The organism is Arthrobacter sp. Hor0625, assembly GCF_052567525.1.
Genome location: NZ_CP199586.1, coordinates 1113060 through 1134510, shown reverse-complemented (window position 1 = coordinate 1134510; position 21451 = coordinate 1113060). Strand labels below are relative to the sequence as shown.

20 protein-coding genes are annotated in these 21451 nt (G+C 69.7%); 10 read left to right on the top strand and 10 right to left on the bottom strand.

Annotated elements, in window-relative coordinates:
- Nucleotides 1-39 precede the first annotated feature (39 nt).
- Both ACTWLI_RS05100 and ACTWLI_RS05095 read left to right on the top strand, forming a co-directional pair.
- Nucleotides 40-816, top strand: coding sequence for a hypothetical protein (locus tag ACTWLI_RS05100; protein WP_445155581.1), 777 nt, complete (start codon nucleotides 40-42; stop codon nucleotides 814-816).
- A 31-nt stretch (nucleotides 817-847) separates the two neighbouring features.
- Nucleotides 848-1651 carry an SDR family NAD(P)-dependent oxidoreductase gene (locus tag ACTWLI_RS05095; RefSeq protein WP_445155580.1) on the top strand — a complete coding sequence of 268 codons (804 nt, stop codon included), beginning with the start codon at nucleotides 848-850 and terminating at the stop codon, nucleotides 1649-1651.
- Here the strand turns inward: ACTWLI_RS05095 and ACTWLI_RS05090 are convergent.
- From ACTWLI_RS05090 to ACTWLI_RS05080, 3 genes are all read right to left on the bottom strand, one after another.
- Nucleotides 1648-2709 carry an FUSC family protein gene (locus ACTWLI_RS05090; RefSeq protein ID WP_445155579.1) on the bottom strand — a complete coding sequence of 354 codons (1062 nt, stop codon included), beginning with the start codon at nucleotides 2707-2709 and terminating at the stop codon, nucleotides 1648-1650. The genes ACTWLI_RS05095 and ACTWLI_RS05090 overlap by 4 nt on opposite strands.
- A gap of 182 nt (nucleotides 2710-2891) precedes the next feature.
- Nucleotides 2892-4481, bottom strand: a complete 1590-nt coding sequence (locus ACTWLI_RS05085; protein WP_445155578.1) for an MFS transporter — start codon at nucleotides 4479-4481, stop codon at nucleotides 2892-2894.
- Nucleotides 4482-4680: 199 nt separating this feature from the next.
- Entirely contained in the window at nucleotides 4681-5280 is a 600-nt protein-coding gene (locus ACTWLI_RS05080; protein WP_445155577.1) for a GNAT family N-acetyltransferase, read from the bottom strand.
- A gap of 94 nt (nucleotides 5281-5374) precedes the next feature.
- On the opposite strand from ACTWLI_RS05080, the gene ACTWLI_RS05075 reads away from it, so the two are divergent.
- Nucleotides 5375-5632, top strand: a complete 258-nt coding sequence (locus tag ACTWLI_RS05075; protein WP_445155576.1) for a hypothetical protein — start codon at nucleotides 5375-5377, stop codon at nucleotides 5630-5632.
- Nucleotides 5633-5671: 39 nt separating this feature from the next.
- Here ACTWLI_RS05075 and ACTWLI_RS05070 read toward each other — a convergent pair whose 3' ends face one another.
- Complete coding sequence (locus ACTWLI_RS05070; RefSeq protein WP_445155575.1) at nucleotides 5672-8209, bottom strand: ATP-dependent DNA ligase; 2538 nt, start codon at nucleotides 8207-8209, stop codon at nucleotides 5672-5674.
- A 40-nt stretch (nucleotides 8210-8249) separates the two neighbouring features.
- Between ACTWLI_RS05070 and ku the strand changes: the two genes are divergently transcribed.
- Nucleotides 8250-9395 carry a non-homologous end joining protein Ku gene (gene ku, locus ACTWLI_RS05065; protein WP_445155574.1) on the top strand — a complete coding sequence of 382 codons (1146 nt, stop codon included), beginning with the start codon at nucleotides 8250-8252 and terminating at the stop codon, nucleotides 9393-9395.
- A gap of 36 nt (nucleotides 9396-9431) precedes the next feature.
- Here the strand turns inward: ku and ACTWLI_RS05060 are convergent, their stop codons facing one another.
- Nucleotides 9432-9719: a DUF7218 family protein gene (locus tag ACTWLI_RS05060; RefSeq protein WP_445155573.1), complete on the bottom strand. Its 288-nt coding sequence runs from the start codon at nucleotides 9717-9719 to the stop codon at nucleotides 9432-9434.
- Nucleotides 9720-9902: 183 nt separating this feature from the next.
- On the opposite strand from ACTWLI_RS05060, the gene ACTWLI_RS05055 reads away from it, so the two are divergent.
- Complete coding sequence (locus ACTWLI_RS05055) at nucleotides 9903-10547, top strand: DNA alkylation repair protein (protein ID WP_445156124.1); 645 nt, start codon at nucleotides 9903-9905, stop codon at nucleotides 10545-10547.
- A 73-nt stretch (nucleotides 10548-10620) separates the two neighbouring features.
- Entirely contained in the window at nucleotides 10621-11019 is a 399-nt protein-coding gene (locus tag ACTWLI_RS05050) for a VOC family protein (protein WP_445155572.1), read from the top strand.
- Nucleotides 11020-11138: 119 nt separating this feature from the next.
- Here ACTWLI_RS05050 and ACTWLI_RS05045 read toward each other — a convergent pair whose 3' ends face one another.
- The 5 genes from ACTWLI_RS05045 to ACTWLI_RS05025 all read right to left on the bottom strand — a co-directional run bounded on the left by ACTWLI_RS05045 (nucleotide 11139) and on the right by ACTWLI_RS05025 (nucleotide 15924).
- Nucleotides 11139-11417 carry an HPr family phosphocarrier protein gene (locus tag ACTWLI_RS05045; protein ID WP_056736454.1) on the bottom strand — a complete coding sequence of 93 codons (279 nt, stop codon included), beginning with the start codon at nucleotides 11415-11417 and terminating at the stop codon, nucleotides 11139-11141.
- Nucleotides 11418-11475: 58 nt separating this feature from the next.
- Complete coding sequence (locus tag ACTWLI_RS05040) at nucleotides 11476-13539, bottom strand: PTS fructose transporter subunit IIABC (RefSeq protein ID WP_445155571.1); 2064 nt, start codon at nucleotides 13537-13539, stop codon at nucleotides 11476-11478.
- Nucleotides 13540-13541: 2 nt separating this feature from the next.
- Entirely contained in the window at nucleotides 13542-14528 is a 987-nt protein-coding gene (locus ACTWLI_RS05035) for a 1-phosphofructokinase family hexose kinase (RefSeq protein WP_445155570.1), read from the bottom strand.
- Nucleotides 14525-15322, bottom strand: coding sequence for a DeoR/GlpR family DNA-binding transcription regulator (locus ACTWLI_RS05030; protein WP_445155569.1), 798 nt, complete (start codon nucleotides 15320-15322; stop codon nucleotides 14525-14527). The genes ACTWLI_RS05035 and ACTWLI_RS05030 overlap by 4 nt, the downstream gene beginning before the upstream one ends.
- Before the next feature lie 338 nt (nucleotides 15323-15660).
- A complete protein-coding gene (locus ACTWLI_RS05025) occupies nucleotides 15661-15924 on the bottom strand; it encodes a DUF6458 family protein (protein ID WP_056736445.1) in 264 nt (87 codons plus the stop codon).
- A 456-nt stretch (nucleotides 15925-16380) separates the two neighbouring features.
- On the opposite strand from ACTWLI_RS05025, the gene ACTWLI_RS05020 reads away from it, so the two are divergent.
- The 4 genes from ACTWLI_RS05020 to ACTWLI_RS05005 all read left to right on the top strand — a co-directional run bounded on the left by ACTWLI_RS05020 (nucleotide 16381) and on the right by ACTWLI_RS05005 (nucleotide 21396).
- A complete protein-coding gene (locus ACTWLI_RS05020; protein ID WP_445155568.1) occupies nucleotides 16381-16998 on the top strand; it encodes an alpha/beta hydrolase in 618 nt (205 codons plus the stop codon).
- A gap of 163 nt (nucleotides 16999-17161) precedes the next feature.
- The gene (locus tag ACTWLI_RS05015) at nucleotides 17162-18172 is read left to right on the top strand and encodes a LacI family DNA-binding transcriptional regulator (protein ID WP_445155567.1); all 1011 of its coding nucleotides are present in this window, start codon (nucleotides 17162-17164) and stop codon (nucleotides 18170-18172) included.
- 98 nt (nucleotides 18173-18270) lie between these two features.
- On the top strand, nucleotides 18271-19017 hold the full coding sequence (locus ACTWLI_RS05010) for an HAD family hydrolase (protein WP_445155566.1): 747 nt from the start codon (nucleotides 18271-18273) through the stop codon (nucleotides 19015-19017).
- Nucleotides 19018-19062: 45 nt separating this feature from the next.
- Nucleotides 19063-21396, top strand: a complete 2334-nt coding sequence (locus ACTWLI_RS05005; protein WP_445155565.1) for a glycoside hydrolase family 65 protein — start codon at nucleotides 19063-19065, stop codon at nucleotides 21394-21396.
- Nucleotides 21397-21451: the final 55 nt, after the last annotated feature.

Here is a 21451-nt window from a genome sequence, read left to right as displayed (position 1 = left end):
TATGCAGTTGGCTCAAGGACGTGTCATTTGGAGAACCCCGTGAACCACAAACTGCGTGTGCTTGTCCGTGTTGATATCGATCCCGGACACGTCATCCTCGAAGTTTCAGGATGCCTGACCCAGGCAAATTACCCCGCCCTGCTGCATATCATGCGCCGTGCCAGCCGCCTTGCCGCGGGTTCGGACGTCTGCATCGACCTGCATGGTGCCTCCCACCTTGACCCCGAGATCCTGCTCTACCTCCGGCAACTCGCCGGTAGCAAGGAGCAGGCGGCGGTCCCGCCGGCGTCCGACATGCCCCTGCGCACCGAAGGCTTCCAGCTGGTCCTCCGGGAACCCGCGGAACTACCCATCTGCCTGCTCCACGTCGGATCCGACGCCGAGGTCCTGGCAGGCCTGGACGGCGAGGTCCCCGGCGCACTGAAGGGCCGGCTGCTGCCGGACGACGATGCCCCGCTCAGCAGTGCCCCGGAGTGCCAGGCGCCTGCCGCCGGCCAGGACCTGATTGATGGGCTGGAACTGTCCGCCTACTACGAAGGGACCCTCGACCCGGTAGCCACCGTCCAGGCGCTGTCGGACTCGGCGCTGGGACAGCTGGCGGACGCCCTGTACCGCCACCTCGACACCCCCCAGCCGTCCTTCGGTGCGCACACCTGGTACGAGTTCGCCGCCGAGGAATTGCAGCAGCGCTACCGCGCCATGGACTCCGACGCCGCCCGGGGCCTCCCCGGTGCCGCGCCGGCAACCGGGACCCTTGCGGCCGCCCACGAGGGGCCGGCGGACGGCGAACTGGCTCCCGGGCCTGCCCTCGCCTGACGCCCTGGACCTGCGCCGCTAGGCTGTGGCTATGAACGCAGCCGCACCGCAGCCCCCGTCCCCGGCCGGAACCGCCCTGGTCACCGGCGCCACCGCCGGCCTCGGGGCCGAGTTCGCCCGGCAGCTCGCCGGGCAGGGCCACGACGTGGTTCTGGTGGCCCGCGACGAGGCCCGGCTGCGGGCCTGCGCGGCGGAGCTGGAAAACCGCTACGGCATCCACGCGGAACCCCTCGCTGCGGACCTGGCTGACGACGCCGGCGTCGCCGTCGTCGTCGAGCGGCTTAAGGACCCGGCGCGCCCGGTCGAGGTGCTGGTCAACAACGCGGGCATCGGGCTGCTGCACGAGTTCGCGGACAATCCCGTGGCCGAGGAGAAACGGCACCTGAAGCTGCATGTGGAGACGGCGCTGGAACTGACCCACGCGGCGCTGCAGGGCATGCTGGCCCGGGAATCGGGCCGGATCATCAACGTTGCGTCCGTGGCGGCCTTCCTGCCCCGCGGTACGTATTCCGCCGCCAAGGCCTGGCTGCTGAGCTTCAGCCGCTGGGCCAACCTCGCCTATGCCGCCCGCGGGGTGAAGGTCACGGCCGTCTGTCCCGGCTTCACCCACACCGAGTTTCACGACCGCATGGGCATGGACAAGACAGTGGCGCCCCGCTGGATGTGGCTGCAATCCGGGCAGGTGGTCCGCGAGGGCCTGGCCGACAACGCCAAAGGCAAGGCCGTGTCCATTCCGAGCCGGCGGTACAAGCTGCTCACGGCGGCGACGCGGGTGCTGCCCGCCCGGCTCGTCGCCGGGCCACCCCGGCGGCCGAAGCAGGCTGCTGCCGGCTAAGCCGCGGGCCGTCCCGGTCCGCGCTGCCGGACCAGGACGACGACGGCGATGCCGACGCACGCGCCGACCAGGGTTTCGACGGCGCGTTCGGCCACCAGCACGTGCGGATCGGCGGGGAAGGCGAGCTGCGTCATCAACAGGATGACCGGGGTGAAGGACACCATGGCGAGCCCGTAGTGGCGGGCCATGAACAGCTCGGTGGTGAACTGCAGGACAATCACCAGCACGGCCAGGACCGCGGTCTCGTGCCCGGGGAAGACCCGAAGCGGAGACCAGGCCCAGGGGAGCAGCACCGCTGCCACCACGCCGAGGCCCAGCAGGGTGCCGACAATCCGGTGCAGTCCGCGGTAGACGCTGCTGGGCAGGTCGGCGCCGGCCAGCGGCACAGCGGCCGCGGCCATCGCCCAGTGCGGATGCCCGGAACCGCTGACGACGCCGATGCTTCCGGCTGTCGCCACTGCCGCCAGGTAACGCGCCGCGTGCACGCCGGCCGCCCGGCGGCGCAGTCCCCGCAGCGGCGGCATCCCGCGGTTCGCGCCAGGTTCCCAGGCCCGGCCCCGGATCCAGCCGCCGAAGCCGACCGCGATCGAGAACGCTGCGGACGCCGCGCCAACCAGCAGCGGCACGGGCCAGGGCGTGGGAGTCGGGATCGAGGCGCAGGCGCCGAGGGCCAGGATGCCGAAGAATGGTCCGTTGGGTTTGAGCCCGACCCGGTCCGCATACAGGGAACCCGCGGCGGCCAGGACCGATTCGACGGCCACAAGCGACCAGGAGTGGAGGCCGGTCACGGACAGCATGACGCCGACGCCCAGGCCGCCGACCAAAACCAGCGCCGCCTGGAGCTGGTGGCGAAGCCGGAGCTGGTGCGGTTCGGAGCGGCCATACATGCCGGTGAGGGCGCCGAACACGGCGTAAATGATGAGTTCGGGATGCCCGGCGGCGAGCAGGCACAGGGACGGCACCGCAACGCTGACGGCGACGCGCAGCGCGGAGACCCGGTCCCGGTCCGCCGGGCCGAGGCGGTGCAGCACACGCAAATGCGGGAGCAGCGACTGCATGTGGTCCTCCTGGGTTAGCGGCGGGAAGGGGAGGGACGGCCTGCGGCACGCCAGAGGCCTGCCCCGAGTGCTTCCCCCAATGGAAAGCGCGCGGGACAGGCCTCTACGGGCGGGGCGCTGGCTACTGCGCCCGGCAGGCGGCGTCGTCCGGTGGACGGCCCCCGGCTGCCGGGACCGGCGGGCTAGGCCGGGGTCGGGACCCTGCCGGCCTCGCCGTCGTTCGTACCGGCGGCGGCCAACGGCATGTCCATGTGCTCGAGGTCGATCAGCGGGTTCTCATCCTGCGTCGCGACCAGCTCGCGGGCCTCGTCCTCGGTGTCCACGCTCGGCATGGAGCCGGGCAGCGGCATCTTGGCGGATTCCTTGAGGAAGTAGATGGCGACCGCGCCGATGGCGGAGGTGGCCATCAGGTAGTAGGCCGGCATCATGTCGTTGCCGGTGGCCGAGATCAGCGCCGCGACGATGAACGGGGTGGTGCCGCCGAAGATGGCGACGGAGAAGTTGTACGCGATACCCATGGCGCCGTAGCGGCTGGCCGTCGGGAACTGGGCCGGCAGCGCCGACGCGAGGTTGGCCACGTAGAACGTCACCGGGAAGGCGATCATGCCCAGGCCCAGCAGCGTGGACCAGATCTCACCGACGCCGATGAACAGGAATGCCGGGGTGGCCAGGACGACGGTGCTCACGGCACCGATCCAGAGCACCGGGCGGCGCCCGATCCGGTCGGACAGCTTGCCGGTCAGCGGGATGCAGAGGCTCATGATGACCAGCACGGGGATGGTCAGCAGGGTGCCGTGCAGCTCGTCGTAGCCCTTGGACTCGGTCAGGTAGGTCGGCATGTAGGACGTCAGGGCGTAGCCTGCCGTGTTGGCCGCAGCCACCAGGATCATGGCGACGATGATCGAGCGCCAGTAAGCCTTCACGATGCCCACCGGCCCCTTGGAGGCGGCCGGGTCGGCGGCGCTGGCGTCCTTGGCAAGGTTCTGCTGGGCGTCCAGGGTGGCCTGGAACTGGGGGGATTCCTCGATCTTGCTCCGGAAGTACACGGCGATCAGGCCCAGCGGACCGGCCACCAGGAACGGGATACGCCAGCCCCAGGCTTCCATGGTGTCCTGGCCGAGGGTCAGCTGCAGCACGGAGACGAGGGCTGCGCCGGCCGCGAAGCCGAGGTAGCTGCCCATGTCCAGGAAGCTCGCGAAGAAACCGCGCTGCTTGTCCGGCGCGTATTCGCTGACGAAGGTCGTGGCGCCGGCGTACTCGCCGCCGGTGGAGAAGCCCTGGATGACCTTGAACAGAACCAGCAGGACGGCTGCCCAGATGCCGATCTGGGCGTAGCCGGGCAGCAGGCCGACGGCGAAGGTGCTGGCGGCCATGATCATCAGGGTCGCGGCCAGGACCTTCTGCCGGCCAATCTTGTCGCCGAGCCAGCCGAACACGACGCCGCCGAGGGGGCGGGCGATGAAGGTGGCGGCAAAGGTGCCGAGCAGGAAGAGGGTCTGGACCGTCTTGTCCGCCTCGGGCAGGAAGACCGGGCCCATGGTGGTGATCAGGTAGCCGAACACGCCGACGTCGTACCACTCCATGGTGTTACCCACGATCGTGCCGTTCAGTGCCCTCTTGAGCATCGGCCGGTCGACGACGTTGATGTCGGACTCGCGGAGTCGACGGCGGCGAAGCTTAGGCTTCTTGGCGCCCTTGGGGGCGCCCTGGTTGGTTCCGCTGGCGTTCAAAACACCTGCTGAAGAGTCGGTCGTGCTTCTGTCATTGGGCATTTGGTCCACTCCTGGGGAGGTCATTTGCTTGCGACTTCTAGCTGCCCCGCTCCGGGCAGGCCTTCAATTTTACGCGACTTCCGTGGCTTTTCCGATTTCGGTGCCGTATGATCAGCCGATTTCGGCCTCCGAAGGGCGCGGATCGGGCCGCGGGCACAGGCGATTTATCCGCGTGGTTCTTGGAAAGTAGGCAGTTTACTTATCTTTTTGGCAACTTTTTTCGCCGTCGGCCCGTTTGGGGCGTTTGCGCCCCCGTTTCAGCGCCGGTTTCGGGCCGGTTTTGGCCCTGCCGGAAGCTGGCGGCGGCCGGCCGGACGAGGCGGATTTCGGGCAGTTCCTCCCACTCGGCCGGCAGCAGCTTCCGGACCCCGTCGGGCGCGAACCCGTGCCGGGCGTAGAAGGCCCTGGCCCGCGGGTTGTCTTCGAGTACCCAGAGGTAGGCGGGCGAGCCGGCCAGGGCTGCCTCGAGCAGCGCGGCGCCGAGCCCGCTGCCGTACGTGCGGCGCAGCGTGTACAGCGAGAACAGCTCCCGTTCCTGCGGCCGGTCCGCATCCCTCCCGGGTCCGGCGTCGGCGAATCCTACGATCTCCCCGACCTCGTCCACGGCGATGATCCGGGGGTCTGTCGCTTCCCGGAGATACGGGCGGCGCCGCTCCGTCCGCTCGCCGATGCTGGCGAGCCGGGCGGCGAAGAACGACGGCGAGAGGAGCCCGGCGTAGCACTCCTCATGGACCGCGGTGTGCATACGGACCAGGGCGTCGGCGTCGTCGGCGGTGGCCTGCCGGAGGGTGTAGTCCATGCCCCCACCCTAGAGACATCTCACCGGCTCCGACCTACCATTGGGGGACGCTTCATTTCATCGCAGATTCGGTTCATCGCAGAAAGGAAGAGTCATGGCCGATCATCATTCCAAGGACGACATCGCCCCGGAAGTCGCCAGCCACCTCGCGGAGTCCATGGACGAGGTCCCCGGCCCCGAGGGCAAGCGCCCTCCGCCTCCTTCGCCCGCCGACGGCCATGAGTGGCCCGACGGCAGCGGGAAACACCGCCATCCGAAGGACCGTGATGTGGTCCGCGGGCAGCGGGTTCAGCAGGTAGCCGACGCGGCGATGCACCGGCAAAGCCGCCCCCAGATCCCGCACCACGACTAGAAACGGGGCTCCCGGCGACCGGCCGCCGGGAGCGCCGCGTTATTCGACGTCGACGTCGGCCGGCGCCTTGTCCAGGCGCCAGCCGCGCCAGACCGGGTGGCGGAGCTTGCCGGTGCCGGTCCACTCGCCGAACGTCACCTCGCCCACCAGCCGGGCCGACACCCACCGTGCGTCGGCGGCGTCCTCGGCCGGGACGTCGGCGAACGGGGAGGTCTTACGCGGCAGCGCGTCCAGCCGCCGCCTCAGTTCCTGGAGTTCGCGGCTGCTGAAACCGCTGCCCACCCGGCCGACGTAGCGCAGCTTGGACCCGTCCGGGATGCCCAGCAACAGGGAACCGACCGAATCCCGCCGTCCGCCGTTGCCGGGCCGCCAGCCGCCGACCACGACTTCCTGGGTCTTCTCGAACTTCAGCTTGAGCCACGACCGGCTCCGCTGCCCGACGTAGCGGCCGTCGCTGCGCTTGGCCATGACCCCTTCCAGGCCCAGTTCCTCCGCGCTTTCCAGCAGGTGGCCGACGTCGGCGTCGATCACCTCGGAGAGCTCCAGCGGGCAGGGGCCGGCAGGTAGCCCGGCGAAGAATTCCTCCAGGCGCGTCCGCCGTTCACTGAGCGGTCGGCGGCGAAGGTCCTCGCCCCCCTCGGTGAGCAGGTCGAAGAGCATCAGGCGTACCGGAGTGGCCGCCTGAGCCTTGGCGACGTCGGCGGGCTTGCTCAGTTTCATGCGTCCCTGCAGCAGGCCGAAGTCGGGGCGCCCGGAGGGCCCGGTGGCGATGATCTCGCCGTCGGCGGCGAAGTCGTGCGGCGGCCAGCAGGCCCGGTCCGTGAGTTCGGGATAGCTGGCGGACATATCGTTGCCGTTTCGGCTGATCAGCCGGATCCGCTTTTCGTCACCGAGGACCAGGGCGCGGACCCCGTCCCATTTCAGTTCGAACTGCCAGTCCTTGTCCGCCAGGTCTGCCCTGGTGCCGGCGCTGGCCAGCATCGGGGACAGGTCGGCCGGGCCGGAAGATCCCGCGCCGGAAGATCCCGGGCCGGAAGATCCCGGGCCGGAAGATCCCGCGCGCGGGGGCGGCCCGGTCCGCGCGGGGGAGGACGCCGCGGGCTCCGCCGGCGCCTGGCCGGCGGGCGGGTCCATGAGGTGGATCAACCACTGGTCATCGGCGCGGCCGGTGTGGATCAAGGCGAACCGGCGGGTGCCGCCCAGTCCGCCGTCCTCGCCGCCGGTGAGGGTGGCAATGACTTCCTTGCCGGCGATCCACTTCTCGCACTCGTAGTGCCCGCGGTCCCAGATGCTGACGGTTCCCGCGCCGTACTGCCCCTTGGGAATCGTGCCCTCGAAGTCGGCATAGTCCATCGGGTGGTCTTCGGTCTGGACGGCGAGGTGGTTCTTGGTTTTGCTGGTGGGAACCCCCTTGGGCAGGGCCCAGGACACGAGCACGCCGTCGCGTTCGAGCCGGAAGTCGTAGTGCAGCCGGCTGGCGTGGTGTTCCTGGATCACGAAACTTTCCTTCAGCGTGCCGCCGTCGTTCCGGCTTTGGTGCTGCTCCGCCGTAAAGGGTTCCGGGGTGGCCGCCTGGTCCCGCATGGTGCGGTACTTCTCCAGCCTCGGGTCATCGTGGCCGCCGTCCCCGGGTCCGCCGGAGGACCGGAGGGCGCCGGCATCCCGGCCGGCCGCCGCCGCGCCGTCGGCGCCGCCGGAGATCACCGCGAACGGATCCTTGCCGGCCTTCACCCGCTTCATTACCTCCCGGTAATCGAGCTGCTGCAGGGAGGCGGAGCCGAGTTCGCGCCAGGTGCGCGGTGCCGCGACGGTGGGCCGGAGCCTGCCGCGCAGCGAGTAGGGCACGATGGTGGTTTTTGCCGCGTTGTTCTGGCTCCAGTCGACCAGCACCTTGCCCGCGCGCAGGGATTTTTTCATGTCGCTGACCGCGAGCTCCGGGTGGTCGGCCTCCAGTGCCCGGGCCAGTTCGTGGGCGAACTCCGAGACCTGGTCCGAGCTCTGCGTCCCGTCCAGCGCGGCGTAGAGGTGGATGCCCTTGCTGCCACTGGTGACCGGCACGGGTTCCAGGCCGACGTCCTGAAGGATGCCGCGGGCCAGCTTGGCGACCTCGACGCATTCGGCCAGGCCGGCGCCCTCGCCGGGATCGAGGTCGAGCACCAGGCGGTCAGGCGGCAGCGCGTCGCCGTGCGGGTCCACACGCCACTGCGGCACATGGATCTCCAGCGCGGCGATCTGGGCCAGCCAGGTGAGGGTGGCGGCGTCGTTGACCAGCGGGTATTGGATGGTGCGCTGTTTGTGCGTGATGGCGGCGCGGGGCACCCAGCCCGGCGTCGAGTGGTCCAGGTTCTTCTGGAAGAACATCTCACCCGGCGCCCCCGCCGTCCCGACGCCGTGGACCCAGCGCTTGCGGGTGGCCGGCCGGTTGGCTGCGGCCGCGATCAGCACGGGCGCCACCGCGGCGTAGTAGGCCAGCACGTCGGCCTTGGTGGTCCCGGTCTCCGGGTACATGACCTTGTCCAGGTTGGTCAGCACCAGTTCCCGGCCGTCCACGCGGACGCGTTCCTTGCTGTCAGCCAAAAGACTTCACCTCCGTTCGGCTCTGGTGTTCACTTGAGCCATGAGAGCCATCTGGAAAGGCGCGATCGCATTCGGCCTGGTCAACGTCCCGGTCAAGGTCTACAGCGCGACCGAGGATCACGACATCAGCCTGCATCAGGTCCATAACGCCGACGGCGGCAGGATCCGCTACCAGCGCCGGTGTGAGGTGTGCAGCAAGATCATCGACTATGAGGACATCGACAAGGCCTTCGAGGAGGACGGCCGCACGGTGGTGCTTAGCCGGGAGGAACTGAAGTCGATTCCTGCGGAGAACAGCCACGAGATCGAAGTCGTGCAGTTCGTGCCCGCCGAACAGTTGGACCCGATGATGTTCGAGAAGAGCTACTACCTCGAACCCGATGCCAAGTCCCCGAAGGCCTATGTGCTGCTGCGCCGGGCGCTGGAAGACACCGACCGGGTGGCGGTCGTGCAGTTCGCGCTGCGTGAGAAGAGCCGGCTGGGGGCGCTGCGGGTCCGCGGCGACGTCCTGGTGCTGCAGGGGCTGCTGTGGGCTGACGAGGTGCGCGAGGCAGCCTTCCCGGCGCTCGAGACCAGCGTGCGGATCTCGGCCCAGGAACGGGAGATGTCCGCGGCCCTGGTGGATTCGATGGCGGCCGACTTCGAACCGGACCAGTTCACCGATGACTATCAGGTCCAGCTGCGGCAGCTGATTGACGCCAAGATCGAACAGGGCGAGGCGCTGGACACGGAGGAGACGTTCGGCGCTCCGGCGGCCGAGGCCGGAAGCGGCGAGGTGATCGACCTGATGGATGCCCTCAAGCGCAGCATCGAGCGCAAGCGCGGGGCGGCCGGCGGCGGGGACGGGGACGGCGAAACCGGCAAGGCGGCCCCGGCGAAGTCCGCCACCACCCGGGCAAAGGCGGCCCCGAAAGCCGCGGCCGGGTCCGGAACCAAGGTGTCCTCCGCCGGCAACGGGAAGACCGCCGCCAAGAACACCGCCAGGAAGACCACGACGGCCAAGAACGCCGGGTCCAAGGAAGCCTCCAAGCCAGCGGCCAAAACCACGGGCGCCAAGACGGCGGCTAAAACCACGGGCGCCAAGACGGCGGCTAAGACCACGGGCGCCAAGACGGCGGCTAAGACCACGGGCGCCAAGACTGCGGCGGCCGGTGGTGGCAGGGCGGCGGCGCGCAAGGGCGCCTGAGGTCGCGGCCCCGGCCCGGGCCACCGGTGGCATCGGCTACGAGTTCCGGAGCGCGGAGATCAGTTCGCTTTTCTTCTGCTTCGAATAGCCCGTGAGGCCGATCTCCTTGGCCCGTTCCTTGAGCTGGGGCACCGTCCAGTCTTCGTAGTCGCCGGACTTTCCGCCCTTGCGGCCAACCGCCGAACGGCCCTTGCTGGCCGCGGCGTTGGCAACGCGGGCGGCTTTCTGTTTAGAGGCGCCGTCCTCGAGCAGCGACTCGTACAGTTCCGGGTCCTTGATGCTGGGGTTGTCGGAACCCTGCGGCGAACCTTTTTTCGTGGGCATGGCTCCCGGTTCCCTTCGTTGGTTGCTGCCGGCCGGCCGGTTCGACGGCCACGGCTTCCAAGCTATCCACGCCCGGTGTCGAAGACAAGCACCCTCCGCGCTCGCCGGGGGCGTCGTAGACTGCCGGAAGCAGCAAACCTGAACCAGGGAGGACCGGGGGCCGTGACCGACGTGGGCGAACTGATGGCGGAGTTGGCCGCCCTTGAGGTGCCCGGGGTGCGCGAAGCGAACCGGAAGCGGGGAGATGACCACGGCGTGAACCTGGCCGCGCTGCGCGCCGTCGCCAGGCGCCTGAAAACCCAGCAGGACCTGGCCCGGGACCTGTGGTCGACAGGCGACACCGCTGCGCGGCTGCTCGCCCTCCTGATCAGCCGGCCAGCGGCGTTCGAGGCCAGCGAATTGGACGCCATGTTGCGGCAGGGGCGCGAGCCGAAGGTCCACGACTGGCTGGTGAACTACGTCGTCAAGAAGAGCCCGCACGCCGAACAACTGCGCCTGGCGTGGACCGCGGACCCCGACCCGGTCGTCGCCAGTGCAGGCTGGGCGCTTACCACCGAACGGGTCGCGAAAAAGCCCGTGGGACTCGACCTGCCAGCGCTGCTCTCGACCATCGAAGCGGAAATGTCGGACGCCCCGGACCGCCTGCAGTGGGCGATGAACCATACGCTCGCCCAGATCGGCATCGACCACCCGGAGCACCGGGACCGGGCCATAGCTATCGGGGAGCGGCTCGGCGTACTCAAGGACTATCCGACGCCGCCGAACTGCACCTCGCCCTACGCGCCGGCCTGGATCAAGGAAATTGTGTCCCGTCGGAGCGGGGCGTAACCGCCGGCCCTTACCCCTGCGCGGGCTCCACCGGGTTCTTGGCCGGCCAGGCCGGCGCCACTAGTCTGGGCGCATGGAGATGCGGCTCGAGGTTGTCCAGGTCCCGGTATCCGACGTGGACCGATCCAAGACTTTCTACACCCGGACAATGGGCTTCGTCCTGGACCACGACGTCGAACACATTCCCGGGATGCGCGTCGTCCAGCTGACGCCGCCGGGATCCGCCGCCTCGATCGTGATCGGCACCGGCATGACCGGGATGCGTCCCGGCAGCCTCGAGGGGCTGCAATTGGTCGTTCCGGACCTGGCGGCGCTGCGCCGGGACCTGCTGGGCCGCGGGGCCGACATCAGCGAGATCCAGGACCTCGGCGGCGTGCTGTTCGCCCACTTCAGCGACCCGGACGGGAACCGCTGGGTGCTGCAGGGCCAGACGCCAACGGCCGTCCGGGACGCCCACACGGTCTCCGCCTGAGCCCGGGCCGGGCAGCCCCCGGCACCGCGCGCCGAAGTCGGGCATCGCGGCACCCGCACAACGACGGCGGCCCGGCACCCCCTGTGGGGGCGCCGGGCCGTCGTGCGCGCGCGAAGCCGCTATTCGGCGTCGTGGTCCGTCTCGAGGATCTGGACCAGGCGCTCGAGCGCAGCGTCGGCGCCGTCGCCCTCGGCGCGCAGCACCACAACCTCGCCGTGCGAAGCGCCAAGGCTCATCAGCGACAGGATGCTGGCAGCGTCCATGGCCTCGTCTTCAGGTTCGCCGAGCCGGGCGATGGTGATCTCCAGATCGAACTCGCCAGCTGCCTCGGCGAAGATGGCTGCCGGGCGGGCATGCAGCCCTACACGGCTGGCAATGGTGGCGTTGCGTTCGGTCATTTTTGCTCCTTGGGTTCTGCGTGGGTTTTCAGCTTGGGAAGGTCTGTTGCGGACCGGCTCAGACGGTGGCGGGAACCGGTTCCACCGTATCAACGCTCTTCTTGACTGCCCAGCGCTTGAGGGCGATCACGGAAAGTGCGGTGACGACGGTGCCGACGGCGATGGAGACGACGAACATCAGGAAGTTGTCGATCGCGAAGAAGACGAAGATCCCGCCGTGCGGGGCCTTGGAACCGACGCCGGCGGCCATCGACATGGCGCCTGTGACGGCGCCGCCCACCATGCTGGCGGGGATGACGCGCAGCGGGTCGGCAGCGGCGAACGGAATGGCGCCTTCGGAGATGAACGAAGCCCCGAGCAGCCAGGCCGCCTTGCCGTTTTCCTGCTCGGCGAGGCTGAAGAGCTTCTTGTTCAGCACGGTGGAGGCGAGGGCCATGGCCAGCGGAGGCACCATGCCGGACGCCATCACCGCGGCCATGATCTGCCACGGCGCCTGGTTGTCGAGCGAGGCGGCGCCGAGGCCGGCGACCGCGAAGGAGTAGGCCACCTTGTTGACCGGTCCGCCGAGGTCGAAGCACATCATCAGGCCCAGGATCACGCCGAGCGCGATGGCGCCCGCGCCGGTCAGGCCGGACAGCCAGGTGTTCAGGCCGTTGGTGATGGCGACGATCGGGCCGCCCAGGATCAGGAACATCAGCCCGGAGGCGACGATGGAGGCCAGCAGCGGGATGATCACGACGGGCATCAGGCCGCGCAGCCAGCGGGCCACCTGCAGGCGGCCGATCACGAGGGCGATGTAGCCGGCGAGCAGGCCGCCGACGATGCCGCCGAGGAACCCGGCGCCCATGAATCCGGCGACCGCGCCGGCGACGAAGCCCGGGGCGATGCCGGGGCGGTCGGCGATGGCGTAGGCGATGTAGCCGGCCAGGGCCGGGACCAGGAAGCCCAGCGAGAGCGCGCCGATCTTGAACAGCACGGCCCCGAGGTAGGCGCCCAGCGGCCCCCAGGCGTTGTCCGGGTACTCGGTGGGGAGGTTGAAGAGGCTGTTCTTCACGACGATGTCGTCGGCGAAATTCGTGATCAGGTAGCCGCCCATGAGGAAGCCCAGGGCGATCAGCAGGCCGCCGCCGGCGACGAACGGGATCATGTAGCTGACGCCGGTGAGCAGGGCCTTCTTCAGCTTCTGGCCGATGTGCTCGCCCTTTTCCTCGGCCTCCTGCTGGGCCTGTTCCTCGGCGCCGAAGTGCGGCACGCGCCGGGCGTTGGGATTGTCCGCCGCGGCCAGGGCTTCCTGGACCATCTTGTCCGGCTCGTCGATGCCGCGCTTGACCGGTGCGTTGATGACGGGCTTGCCGGCGAAGCGCTCCTTGCCGCGGACGTCGACGTCGACGGCGAAGATTACGGCGTCGGCGGCGGCGATCACGGCCGGATCCAGGGCCTTGGCCCCGGAGGAGCCCTGGGTTTCGACCTGCAGGTCCACGCCCACGTCCTTGGCGGCAGCGACGAGGGAGTCCGCGGCCATGTAGGTGTGGGCGATGCCGGTGGGGCAGGCCGTGACGGCGACGAGCCGCTTGGCGCGCGGTGCCTCGGCGGCCGGGGCGGCGCCGGCGGAGGCCGCCGGGGCGGTTCCCGCCGTCGGTGCGGCGGGGGCGGCGGCGTGGCTGGCCGGCTTGTCCGCGAGGGCGCCTTCGACCAGTTCCACAACCTCTGCCTGCGTGCCGGCGGAACGCAGCGCACCGGTGAAGTCCTTTTTGATCAGGGACCGGGCCAGCTTGGACAGCAGCTTGAGGTGGTCCTGGTCCGCGCCCTCCGGGGCGGCGATGAAGAAGATCAGGTCCGCCGGGCCGTCCTTGGCGCCGAAGTCCACGGGCTGGGACAGCCGCGCCATCGCCAGCGTTGCTTCGGTCACCGCCGTCGAGCGGCAGTGCGGGATCGCGATGCCGCCGGGCACTCCGGTGGCGGTCTTGGATTCCCGGGCGAAGGCGTCGGTGAAGAGCCCTTCGACTTCGGTGGCGCGCCCGTTGGCGGCAACCCGGCCCGCGAGGTGCCGGATCACGTCCTCGGGCGTATTGCCCAGATTCTGGTCGAGCTCGACCAGTTCGGTGGTAATGAGCTGGGTCACTGTCAATCCTTCTTCAGGGCCGTGATGGTTACGGCTGCGGGGGTTGTTTGGTGCACTGCCGGGACGGTGGAGCCGGGCAGGGAGGCAGCGGCGGCCCCATGGGCCACCGCCTGGCGCAGACAATCGACCGGGGCGGCGCCCTGGCTTGAAGCGAGCAGGTAGCCGGCGAGCGAGGAATCCCCGGCGCCGACCGTGCTGACGGCTTTGACCGGCGGGTGCGTGGCCAGCCACGCGCCGTCGGCCGTGACGAGGACCGCGCCCTTGGAGCCGAGGGTGGCGAGCACGGCGCCCACCCCGGAACGGACGACGGCGGCCGCGGCTGCCGCGGCGGCCTCCGGATCTCCCTCGAGTTCCTCGGCGGACTTGTCCGTGGCGAAGCCGGCTGTGGCAGCCAGTTCCGCCAGTTCCTCGGCGTTGGGCTTGATCAGGTCCGGCTTCCCCAGCTCGTCGCCGGAGATCGCGGCGGCGAGCGGTTCACCGGAGGAGTCGACGGCGATGAGAGGTGCCTCTGCGCCGTCGTGCGCCGAACGCAGCCGCCGGGTGACGGTGGCATAGAAGTCGGCCGGGACGCCGGGGGGCAGGGAACCGGCCAGCACGACCCAGCCGGCGCCGCGGGCGGAGTCCAGCAGCAGGCCGATCAGGGCCTCCTGCTGCTCGCCGCTCAGCGCGGGACCGGGTTCGTTGATCTTGGTGGTGATGCCGCCCGGTTCGGTGAGCGCCACGTTGCTGCGCAGCGGTTCGCCGATCGGCAGCGCCGCGAACGGCACCTCGCTCTCCCGCAGCCCGGCGAGCACCGGGTCCGCTTCGGCGCCGGGGAGTACCGCGACGGTTCTGAGGCCGGAGGCCACGAGGGCGCGGGAGACGTTGACGCCCTTGCCGCCGGATTCCTGCCGGACGGAAACGGCGCGCTGGACCTCGCCGCGGAGCAGGGGGCCGGGCAGTGCCACGGTGCGGTCCAGGCTGGGGTTGGCGGTGAGGGTGACGATCATGCCACCACCACCTCCACACCGGCGTCCGCGAGGGCCTCGGCGAGGGCCGGGCCGGGTTGCTTGTCAGTGATCACGGTGTCCAGATCTTTCAGGGAGGCGAACTGGACCAGCGTTTCCGCGTCCAGCTTGGCGGAGTCGGCCAGCACCACGATGCGGCGGGCCGACTGGACGAAGGCTGCCTTGACGGCGGCCTCTTCCGGGTCAGGGGTGCTGAGGCCGAAAGCGGCGGAGATGCCGTTCGTGCCGATGAAGGCGATGTCCGGCCGGATCCGCCGGGCGGCTTCCACGGTGGACTGGCCGACGGCGGCCTGGGTGATGCCGCGGACCTTGCCGCCGAGCAGGTGCAGGGCGATGGCGGGTTCGCCGGAGAGCCTGGCCGCAATGGGCAGCGCGTGCGTGATGACGACGAGTTCCGCGTCGGTGCCTGCAGCCGGTCCGGCCGGCCGCGCGGCGAGCAGTTCCGCGAGGGCCTCGGTGGTGGACCCGGCGTCGATCAGGATGCTGCCGGAGCGGCCCTGCGGGATGAGGGTGAGTGCGGCCTCGGCGATCCTGACCTTCTCGGACTTCCGCTGCACGGTGCGCTCAAGGATGCTCTCCTCGGTCGTGCTGACCCGCTCGGGGGAGACGGCGCCGCCGTGGACCCGGCGGACGGTGCCGGCGAGTTCGAGGGCGGCGAGGTCGCGGCGGACCGTTTCCGTCGTGATGCTGAACCGCTCGGCGAGGTCGGTGACGCTGGCCCGTCCGCTGGCGGCGACCAGTTCGACGATCAGTTGTTGGCGTTCCTCGGCGAACACGTGGCCTCCATCGCGACGGTTGTTTCGGTGTTGCTGCAGTGGTGTTGCGGCTTCCAGCAGTTCCGGTGACCCCCATCACATGAAGTGGAATTGGTTGACTTTATCTTTGTTCGTGTGGCTTTGTCAATGGAAAACCACACGAACACAGAAGTTGGTCTGGGGCTGTGTCCGGCCGGGCGGTTGGTAAGCCTTGCCGGCGACCCGGGTGCGCCGCCTTGGACGGGCCGGCCGGGTGGTGGCTCCCGGCAGCGGGTGCCCTTAAAAGCGGGACGCCGGGCCTGACCTTGCTGGTCGGGCCCGGCGTCGCGGGTGGTGGTGCGGCGGTGATCCGCCCGTGCTTAGATGCCGGCGTCGCGGCTTTCGTTGCGGGTGATGGTTTCGCCGGTATTGGGGTCGACGACGGAGCGCGTCTCGCTCACGCGGCGGGTGCGGCCGCGACCGGGGGAGGCCAGGATCAGGGAAGCGATGAGCCCGATGACGCCGACCACCATGAGGATGTAGCCGATCATGGTCTGGTCCACGTTGGGGATCAGGCCCGGTGCGATGGCCCAGGCCAGGATGGCGCCGATGGCGATAAGGAAGATGGAGGAACCGATTCTCATGACTTGCTCCTTGGTGTCCGGTGGGACCGATAGGTATTGCTAAGCATGCTGTCCAGCGTCACGCTACAGCCCGGTAGGTGTCCTTTCAACGATCTGGCTGCCCGCCCCGCCGGTAATTGTCGCCGCAGATGGACACGCAGGGGAGGGGCCGAGGCCTTTTTCGCGGCGGTTCCGGACGAGGGCGGTCTTCCCGGATGAGGGCGCCCCGGGCCCGGGGCGCGGCCGTCCGGATGCCCAGCTGCAGTCCACCCGGGGTGCGGTGGTCCGGTACGGCAGCGAAAATCGTCAACCGGGGAGCCGCCCGGCGTCGGGCCCCACCCGAGGCGACTACCGGCGTCGTTCTCCGGCCGGACCGGCGTCGTGCTCCGGCCCGCCCTGCGGGGCGTGGCGGAGTCGCGCGTCGCCCCCGCCCCGTCCCAGGCGCCGCCGCCGCCGATGGCTGGCTAGGCTGGGCCCATGAACACAGTCGTTTGGTCCAGGCCGGAGCATGAGCGCGCCGGCACGCCGCTGCTGGTGATGCTGCACGGCTATGGCACGGATGAGACCCGGATGGCGGACCTCTTCGCACGCCTCCCGCCAGAGTTCACCTGCGCCGCCCCGCGCGGCCCCAAGGTGATCGGCGACGACTACGGCTGGTTCCTGCTGGACTATTTCCTCACCCACGATTTCGCCGACGTCGTCACCGCCGCGAACTCGGTCTTCGGCTGGATCGACGCCGTGAAGGCCGAGCACAGCAGCGTCAGCCTGCTCGGCTACTCGCAGGGCATGGCCATGGCGAGCACCCTCCTGCGGCTGCGACCCGAAGCGTTCCGGGCCGTCGTCGGGCTGTCCGGGTTTGTCCTGGATAACGAGCTGCTGGCCATGAGTGAGTCCTTCAGCGAGCGGCCGCCGTTCTTCTGGGGCCGGGACAAGGAGGACCCGGTGATCAATGAGGCTGCCACCGCGCACACCGAGGAATGGCTGCACCGGCACACCCAGCTCACCGCCCGCAGCTACCCCGGCATGGGCCATGCCATCTCCCCGGCCGAGCTCGTGGACGTGGGCGCTTTCCTGCGCCACTACGTGCTGCGCTGAATCCGCCCGGCCCGCAGGGGCAAAAGTCCATTCGCTGGACATCAGCAGCCACTTGCGTGCCGAATTTATAAGCGTTTACACTCGACGTTGGCCAACTTGATCGGCCCACTACTGCAGGGGGAAGAAAGGTCCAGGCCCGTGTCGCATGGCTAAGGCTCCACGCGTGACCATCCAGGACGTCGCAGCCCTCTCCGGGCTCTCCATTTGCACCGTTTCCCGGGCGTTACGGCACCTCCCCAACGTTTCCGCAAAGGCCCAGGCCAAAGTCAGCGACGCCGCCGCCAAGCTCGGCTACAAAGCCTCCTCCGCCGCCGCGCGGCTGGCCGGCGGAACCACCGGGGCCGTGGCCATCATCGTCCCCACCGCGACAGCGTGGTTCTTCGCCCAGGCCGTCGAGGCCGCCGAGGAAATCTTCGCCGACAGCGGCTTCGACACCGTCCTGATCAGCCTGCGGAACCGGCCCGGGGTGCAGCGCAAACTCTTCGCCGACCTTGCTGGACTGGCCCAGCGCGTTGACGGGGTGCTGCTGCTGAACGTCGCGCTCGACGGCGCGGAAACGGCCGCCCTCGAAGCGTCGGGCCTCGCCGTCGCGAGCGTCGGCATGCACGCCGTCCCCTGGGACAACGTCGGCATCGACGACGAGGAGGCGGCCCGGCAGGCCACCGGACACCTGCTCGGGCTGGGCCACTGGGACCTGGCGATGCTGGCCGGAACGGAGCCGGCCGGACGCACCGTGGTCACCGCGGACGCCCGGCGCCGCGGCTTCGAACGGGCCCTGGCCGACCACGACCTGACCGTCGACCCGGACCTGGTGGTCAACGCAGGGTCCAGCATCGAGGGTGGCCGCCGGGCCATGACGGAGCTGGTCGAAAACCGCCGGATGCCCTCGGCGGTCTTCGCCGGATGCGACGAGACGGCCTTCGGGGCGCTGATGGCCCTGCGGGACCTCGGTTTGTCAGCGCCCGGGAACGTCTCCATCATTGGAATAGACGACCACCAAATGAGCTGGTTCCTCGGGCTGACCACGATTGCCCAGCCCGTCGCAGACCAGGGCGCCTTCGCCGCCACCCTGCTGGCCGAGCGGCTGCACCGCCCGGGCTCTGCCCATCCACCCGCCGCCCACCTGCTGGAGACCAAGCTGGTGGAGCGCAGGAGTACCGGCCGCCGGCGCTGATGCCGGTTCCATCCCGCACCGCCCGGCTGCCGCCGCGCCGCCCGCGGGATCCCCACCTGAACGACGTCCCCCGTGCCCCGTTTGAAAGGACTTTCCCCATGACCGAGACTTCCACCGGCACCCCGGCTCCGGCCGACCTGCTCGCCGGCGCCTCCGCCATCCTCTTCGACCTCGACGGCGTGCTGACGCCCACCGCGGTGGTGCACGAGCGCGCCTGGCAGGAGCTCTTCGACGGTTTCCTCCAAAGCGTCCCGGAGGCCGCGGCATACCGCGAAAGCGACTACTTCGACCACATCGACGGCAAGCCCCGGTTCGACGGCGTCCGCGACTTCCTCGCCTCGCGGAACATCGTGCTGCCCGAGGGGCCGGCGGACGACGACCCGTCGCACGACACCGTGCACGGCCTGGGCAACCGCAAGAACAAGGTCTTCAACGACATCGTCGCCGCCGGCGGGGTCGAGCCGTTCGAGGGCTCGGTCCGCTTCATCGAAGCCGCACTGCAGCGCGGACTCAAACTCGCCGTCGTCTCTTCCTCCCGCAACGCCGTTCCGGTGCTCAAGGCCGCCGGACTGTCGGACTACTTCCCGGTGGTGGTGGACGGCGTCGTCGCCCTCTCCGAGGGACTGCCGGGCAAACCCAGCCCGGCCACCTACGAGTACGCCGCGCGGCTGCTGGGGTTGCCCAGCGAGCAGTGCGTCGTCGTCGAGGACGCCGTCTCCGGTGTCCAGGCCGGAAGCGCGGGGAACTTCCACTCGGTCATCGGCGTCGACCGCGGCGCCGGCCGGGAAACCCTGCTCGACGCCGGGGCCACGATCGTGGTCAACGACCTCGCCGAGCTGCTCTAGCCACCGCCACCGCCCTCCCACCCCACCGCCTGAAGGAACGCAACCATGGCCCTCATCACCTCGGACCGCGCCAGGTTTCCCAACGACCCCTGGAAGCTCGTGGAAACCGTCCATCTGCCCGGCAACGCCGGAACGCTGGAGACGCTCTTCAGCGTCGGCAACGGCCACCTCGGCATCCGGGGCGCCCACTGGGCGGCCGCCGACGCCGAGCTTCCGGGCAGTTTCATCAATGGCTTCCACGAGACGTGGGACATCAAGCACGCGGAGAACGCCTACGGCTTCGCCCGCACCGGCCAGCGCATCCTCTACATCCCGGATGCCAACAACTTCGTAGTGATCATCGACGGCGAGATGCTCACGCTGGAGGAGTCCACCGTCCTGGACTACCGGCGGAGCGTCGATTTCGCCACCGGCATCTACGAATGCCGGATCGTCTGGCAGTGCCGTTCCGGTGCGACCGTGACCACCACTGAGCGCCGCGCCGTGGGCTACCAGGCCCGGGGAACACTCGGCATTTCGCTGGAAGTCTCCGCGGACCGGGACATCTCGGCGGACGTGACCTCGGCCGTGGTGAACCGGCAGGACCAGCCGGTGGAGGACCACTCGTCCCATGACCCGCGCCGCGCCGGCCGCCACGCCGGCCGCGTGCTGCTGCCGGTCCGGCTCGACGGCGGCGACGGCTCGCTCCGTCTTTCCTGGGCGGCCGCGGAATCCCGGCAGCTGCTGGGCATGGCCGTGGACCACTGGACCTCCGCCGGGGTGCAGCCGTTCGACACCCAGGTGGACCAGGACGACAGCAGCGTCCGCTATGTCCTTGCCGTGGGCGCTGACACGCCGTTCCTGCTGGAGAAGAGCGTCAGCTACTCCGTGGCCCGCAGCGCGGACGAGGACCCGGTCGACACCGCCGAACGCGGGCTGCTGCCGGTGGGCGAGGTCTTCGCCCAGAGCGAGGCGCACTACCGGGACTACTGGACCACCAGCGACATCGTGGTGGGCGGCCAGCCCGAACTGCAGCAGGCCATCCGCTGGAACCTGTTCCAGCTGGCCCAGGCCACCGCCTGCGCGGACGTGGCCGGCATCCCGGCCAAGGGCGTCTCCGGTTCCGGCTACGACGGGCACTACTTCTGGGACCAGGAGGTGTACCTGCTGCCGTACCTGACGTACACCAGCCCGGGCAACGCCCGCCAGGTGCTCGAATTCCGGCATGAACTGCTGCCCGAGGCCAGGGTGCGCGCCAAGGAGCTCAGTGTCGAGGGGGCGCTGTTCCCGTGGCGGACCATCAACGGCCTCGAAGCCAGCGCCTACTACGCCGCCGGCACCGCGCAGTTCCACATCGCGGCCGCCGTCGCCTTCGCCACGAACCGCTACGCCTGGGCCAGCGGCGACACGGCGTTCAAGGAGACCCTTGGCGCCGACCTGCTGATCGAGACGGCGCGGATGTGGGCTTCGCTGGGCTTCTTCGGCAAGGACGGGCTGTTCCACATCCACGGCGTCACCGGGCCCGACGAGTACACCGCCGTCGTCAATGACAACCTCTACACCAACGTAATGGCCCGCTTTAACCTGCGGGCGGCCGCGGCCCTGGACCACCCGGGCATCGACGACGCCGAGCGGGAGCTCTGGGAGCAGGCCGCCAACCGGATGCACCTGCCCTTCGACGAGGACCTCCAGGTCCACTCGCAGGACAATGACTTCATGACCCTGGAGCCGTGGGACTGGAGCACGCCGCGGTCCAAATACCCGCTGCTGCTCAATTTCCACCCCCTGGTGATCTACCGGCACCAGGTGCTCAAGCAGGCCGACACGGTACTGGCGATGTTCCTGCAGTGGCAGGACTTCACCGCGGAGGAGAAGCGGCGGGCGTTCGACTTCTACGACCCGATCACCACCGGCGACTCCACCCTGTCCGCCTGCGTCCAGGGGATCATGGCGGCCGAGGTGGGCTACGGCAAAGCCGCGCTGGACCACTTCATCCACGCGCTCTACATCGACCTCGACGACACGCACGGCAACACGATCGACGGCGTCCACATCGCCTCCACCGGCGGGGTGTGGAGCTCGCTGGTCAGCGGCTTCGCCGGGCTGCGCGACCAGGGCGAGGTGCCGTACTTCGACCCGCGGCTGCCTACCGAGTGGGACTCGCTGTCCTTCCACCTGAAGCTCCGCGGCGGGCTGCTGCATGTGGAGCTGGACCACACCACGCTGAGGCTGACGGTCCGGGAAGGGGACCCGCTCGAGGTCGACGTCCGCGGCCAGCGCGCCACGGTCGGCGCCGAGACCCTGGCCCTGCCGCTGCACGCCGTGGTGAGCCCGGAGCCGACGGTGTTCCCCGACGGGCCGCCGACGGCGTCGATCCCGGTGGTGCGCGCCGTGAACTAGCGCTCCGCGGCGCTTCCGGTCCGGTCCCGGCGGCGGCTAGAGTCGGGTCCACCGA

Coding starts and splice junctions, on each gene's coding strand:
- ACTWLI_RS05095 (WP_445155580.1), top strand. CDS start 848: ATGAACGCAGCCGCACCGCAGCCCCCGTCCCCGGCCGGAACCGCCCTG.
- ACTWLI_RS05090 (WP_445155579.1), bottom strand. CDS start 2,709: ATGCAGTCGCTGCTCCCGCATTTGCGTGTGCTGCACCGCCTCGGCCCG.
- ACTWLI_RS05085 (WP_445155578.1), bottom strand. CDS start 4,481: ATGCCCAATGACAGAAGCACGACCGACTCTTCAGCAGGTGTTTTGAAC.
- ACTWLI_RS05080 (WP_445155577.1), bottom strand. CDS start 5,280: ATGGACTACACCCTCCGGCAGGCCACCGCCGACGACGCCGACGCCCTG.
- ACTWLI_RS05075 (WP_445155576.1), top strand. CDS start 5,375: ATGGCCGATCATCATTCCAAGGACGACATCGCCCCGGAAGTCGCCAGC.
- ku (WP_445155574.1), top strand. CDS start 8,250: ATGAGAGCCATCTGGAAAGGCGCGATCGCATTCGGCCTGGTCAACGTC.
- ACTWLI_RS05060 (WP_445155573.1), bottom strand. CDS start 9,719: ATGCCCACGAAAAAAGGTTCGCCGCAGGGTTCCGACAACCCCAGCATC.
- ACTWLI_RS05055 (WP_445156124.1), top strand. CDS start 9,903: ATGGCGGAGTTGGCCGCCCTTGAGGTGCCCGGGGTGCGCGAAGCGAAC.
- ACTWLI_RS05050 (WP_445155572.1), top strand. CDS start 10,621: ATGGAGATGCGGCTCGAGGTTGTCCAGGTCCCGGTATCCGACGTGGAC.
- ACTWLI_RS05045 (WP_056736454.1), bottom strand. CDS start 11,417: ATGACCGAACGCAACGCCACCATTGCCAGCCGTGTAGGGCTGCATGCC.
- ACTWLI_RS05035 (WP_445155570.1), bottom strand. CDS start 14,528: ATGATCGTCACCCTCACCGCCAACCCCAGCCTGGACCGCACCGTGGCA.
- ACTWLI_RS05025 (WP_056736445.1), bottom strand. CDS start 15,924: ATGAGAATCGGTTCCTCCATCTTCCTTATCGCCATCGGCGCCATCCTG.
- ACTWLI_RS05020 (WP_445155568.1), top strand. CDS start 16,381: ATGAACACAGTCGTTTGGTCCAGGCCGGAGCATGAGCGCGCCGGCACG.
- ACTWLI_RS05010 (WP_445155566.1), top strand. CDS start 18,271: ATGACCGAGACTTCCACCGGCACCCCGGCTCCGGCCGACCTGCTCGCC.
- ACTWLI_RS05005 (WP_445155565.1), top strand. CDS start 19,063: ATGGCCCTCATCACCTCGGACCGCGCCAGGTTTCCCAACGACCCCTGG.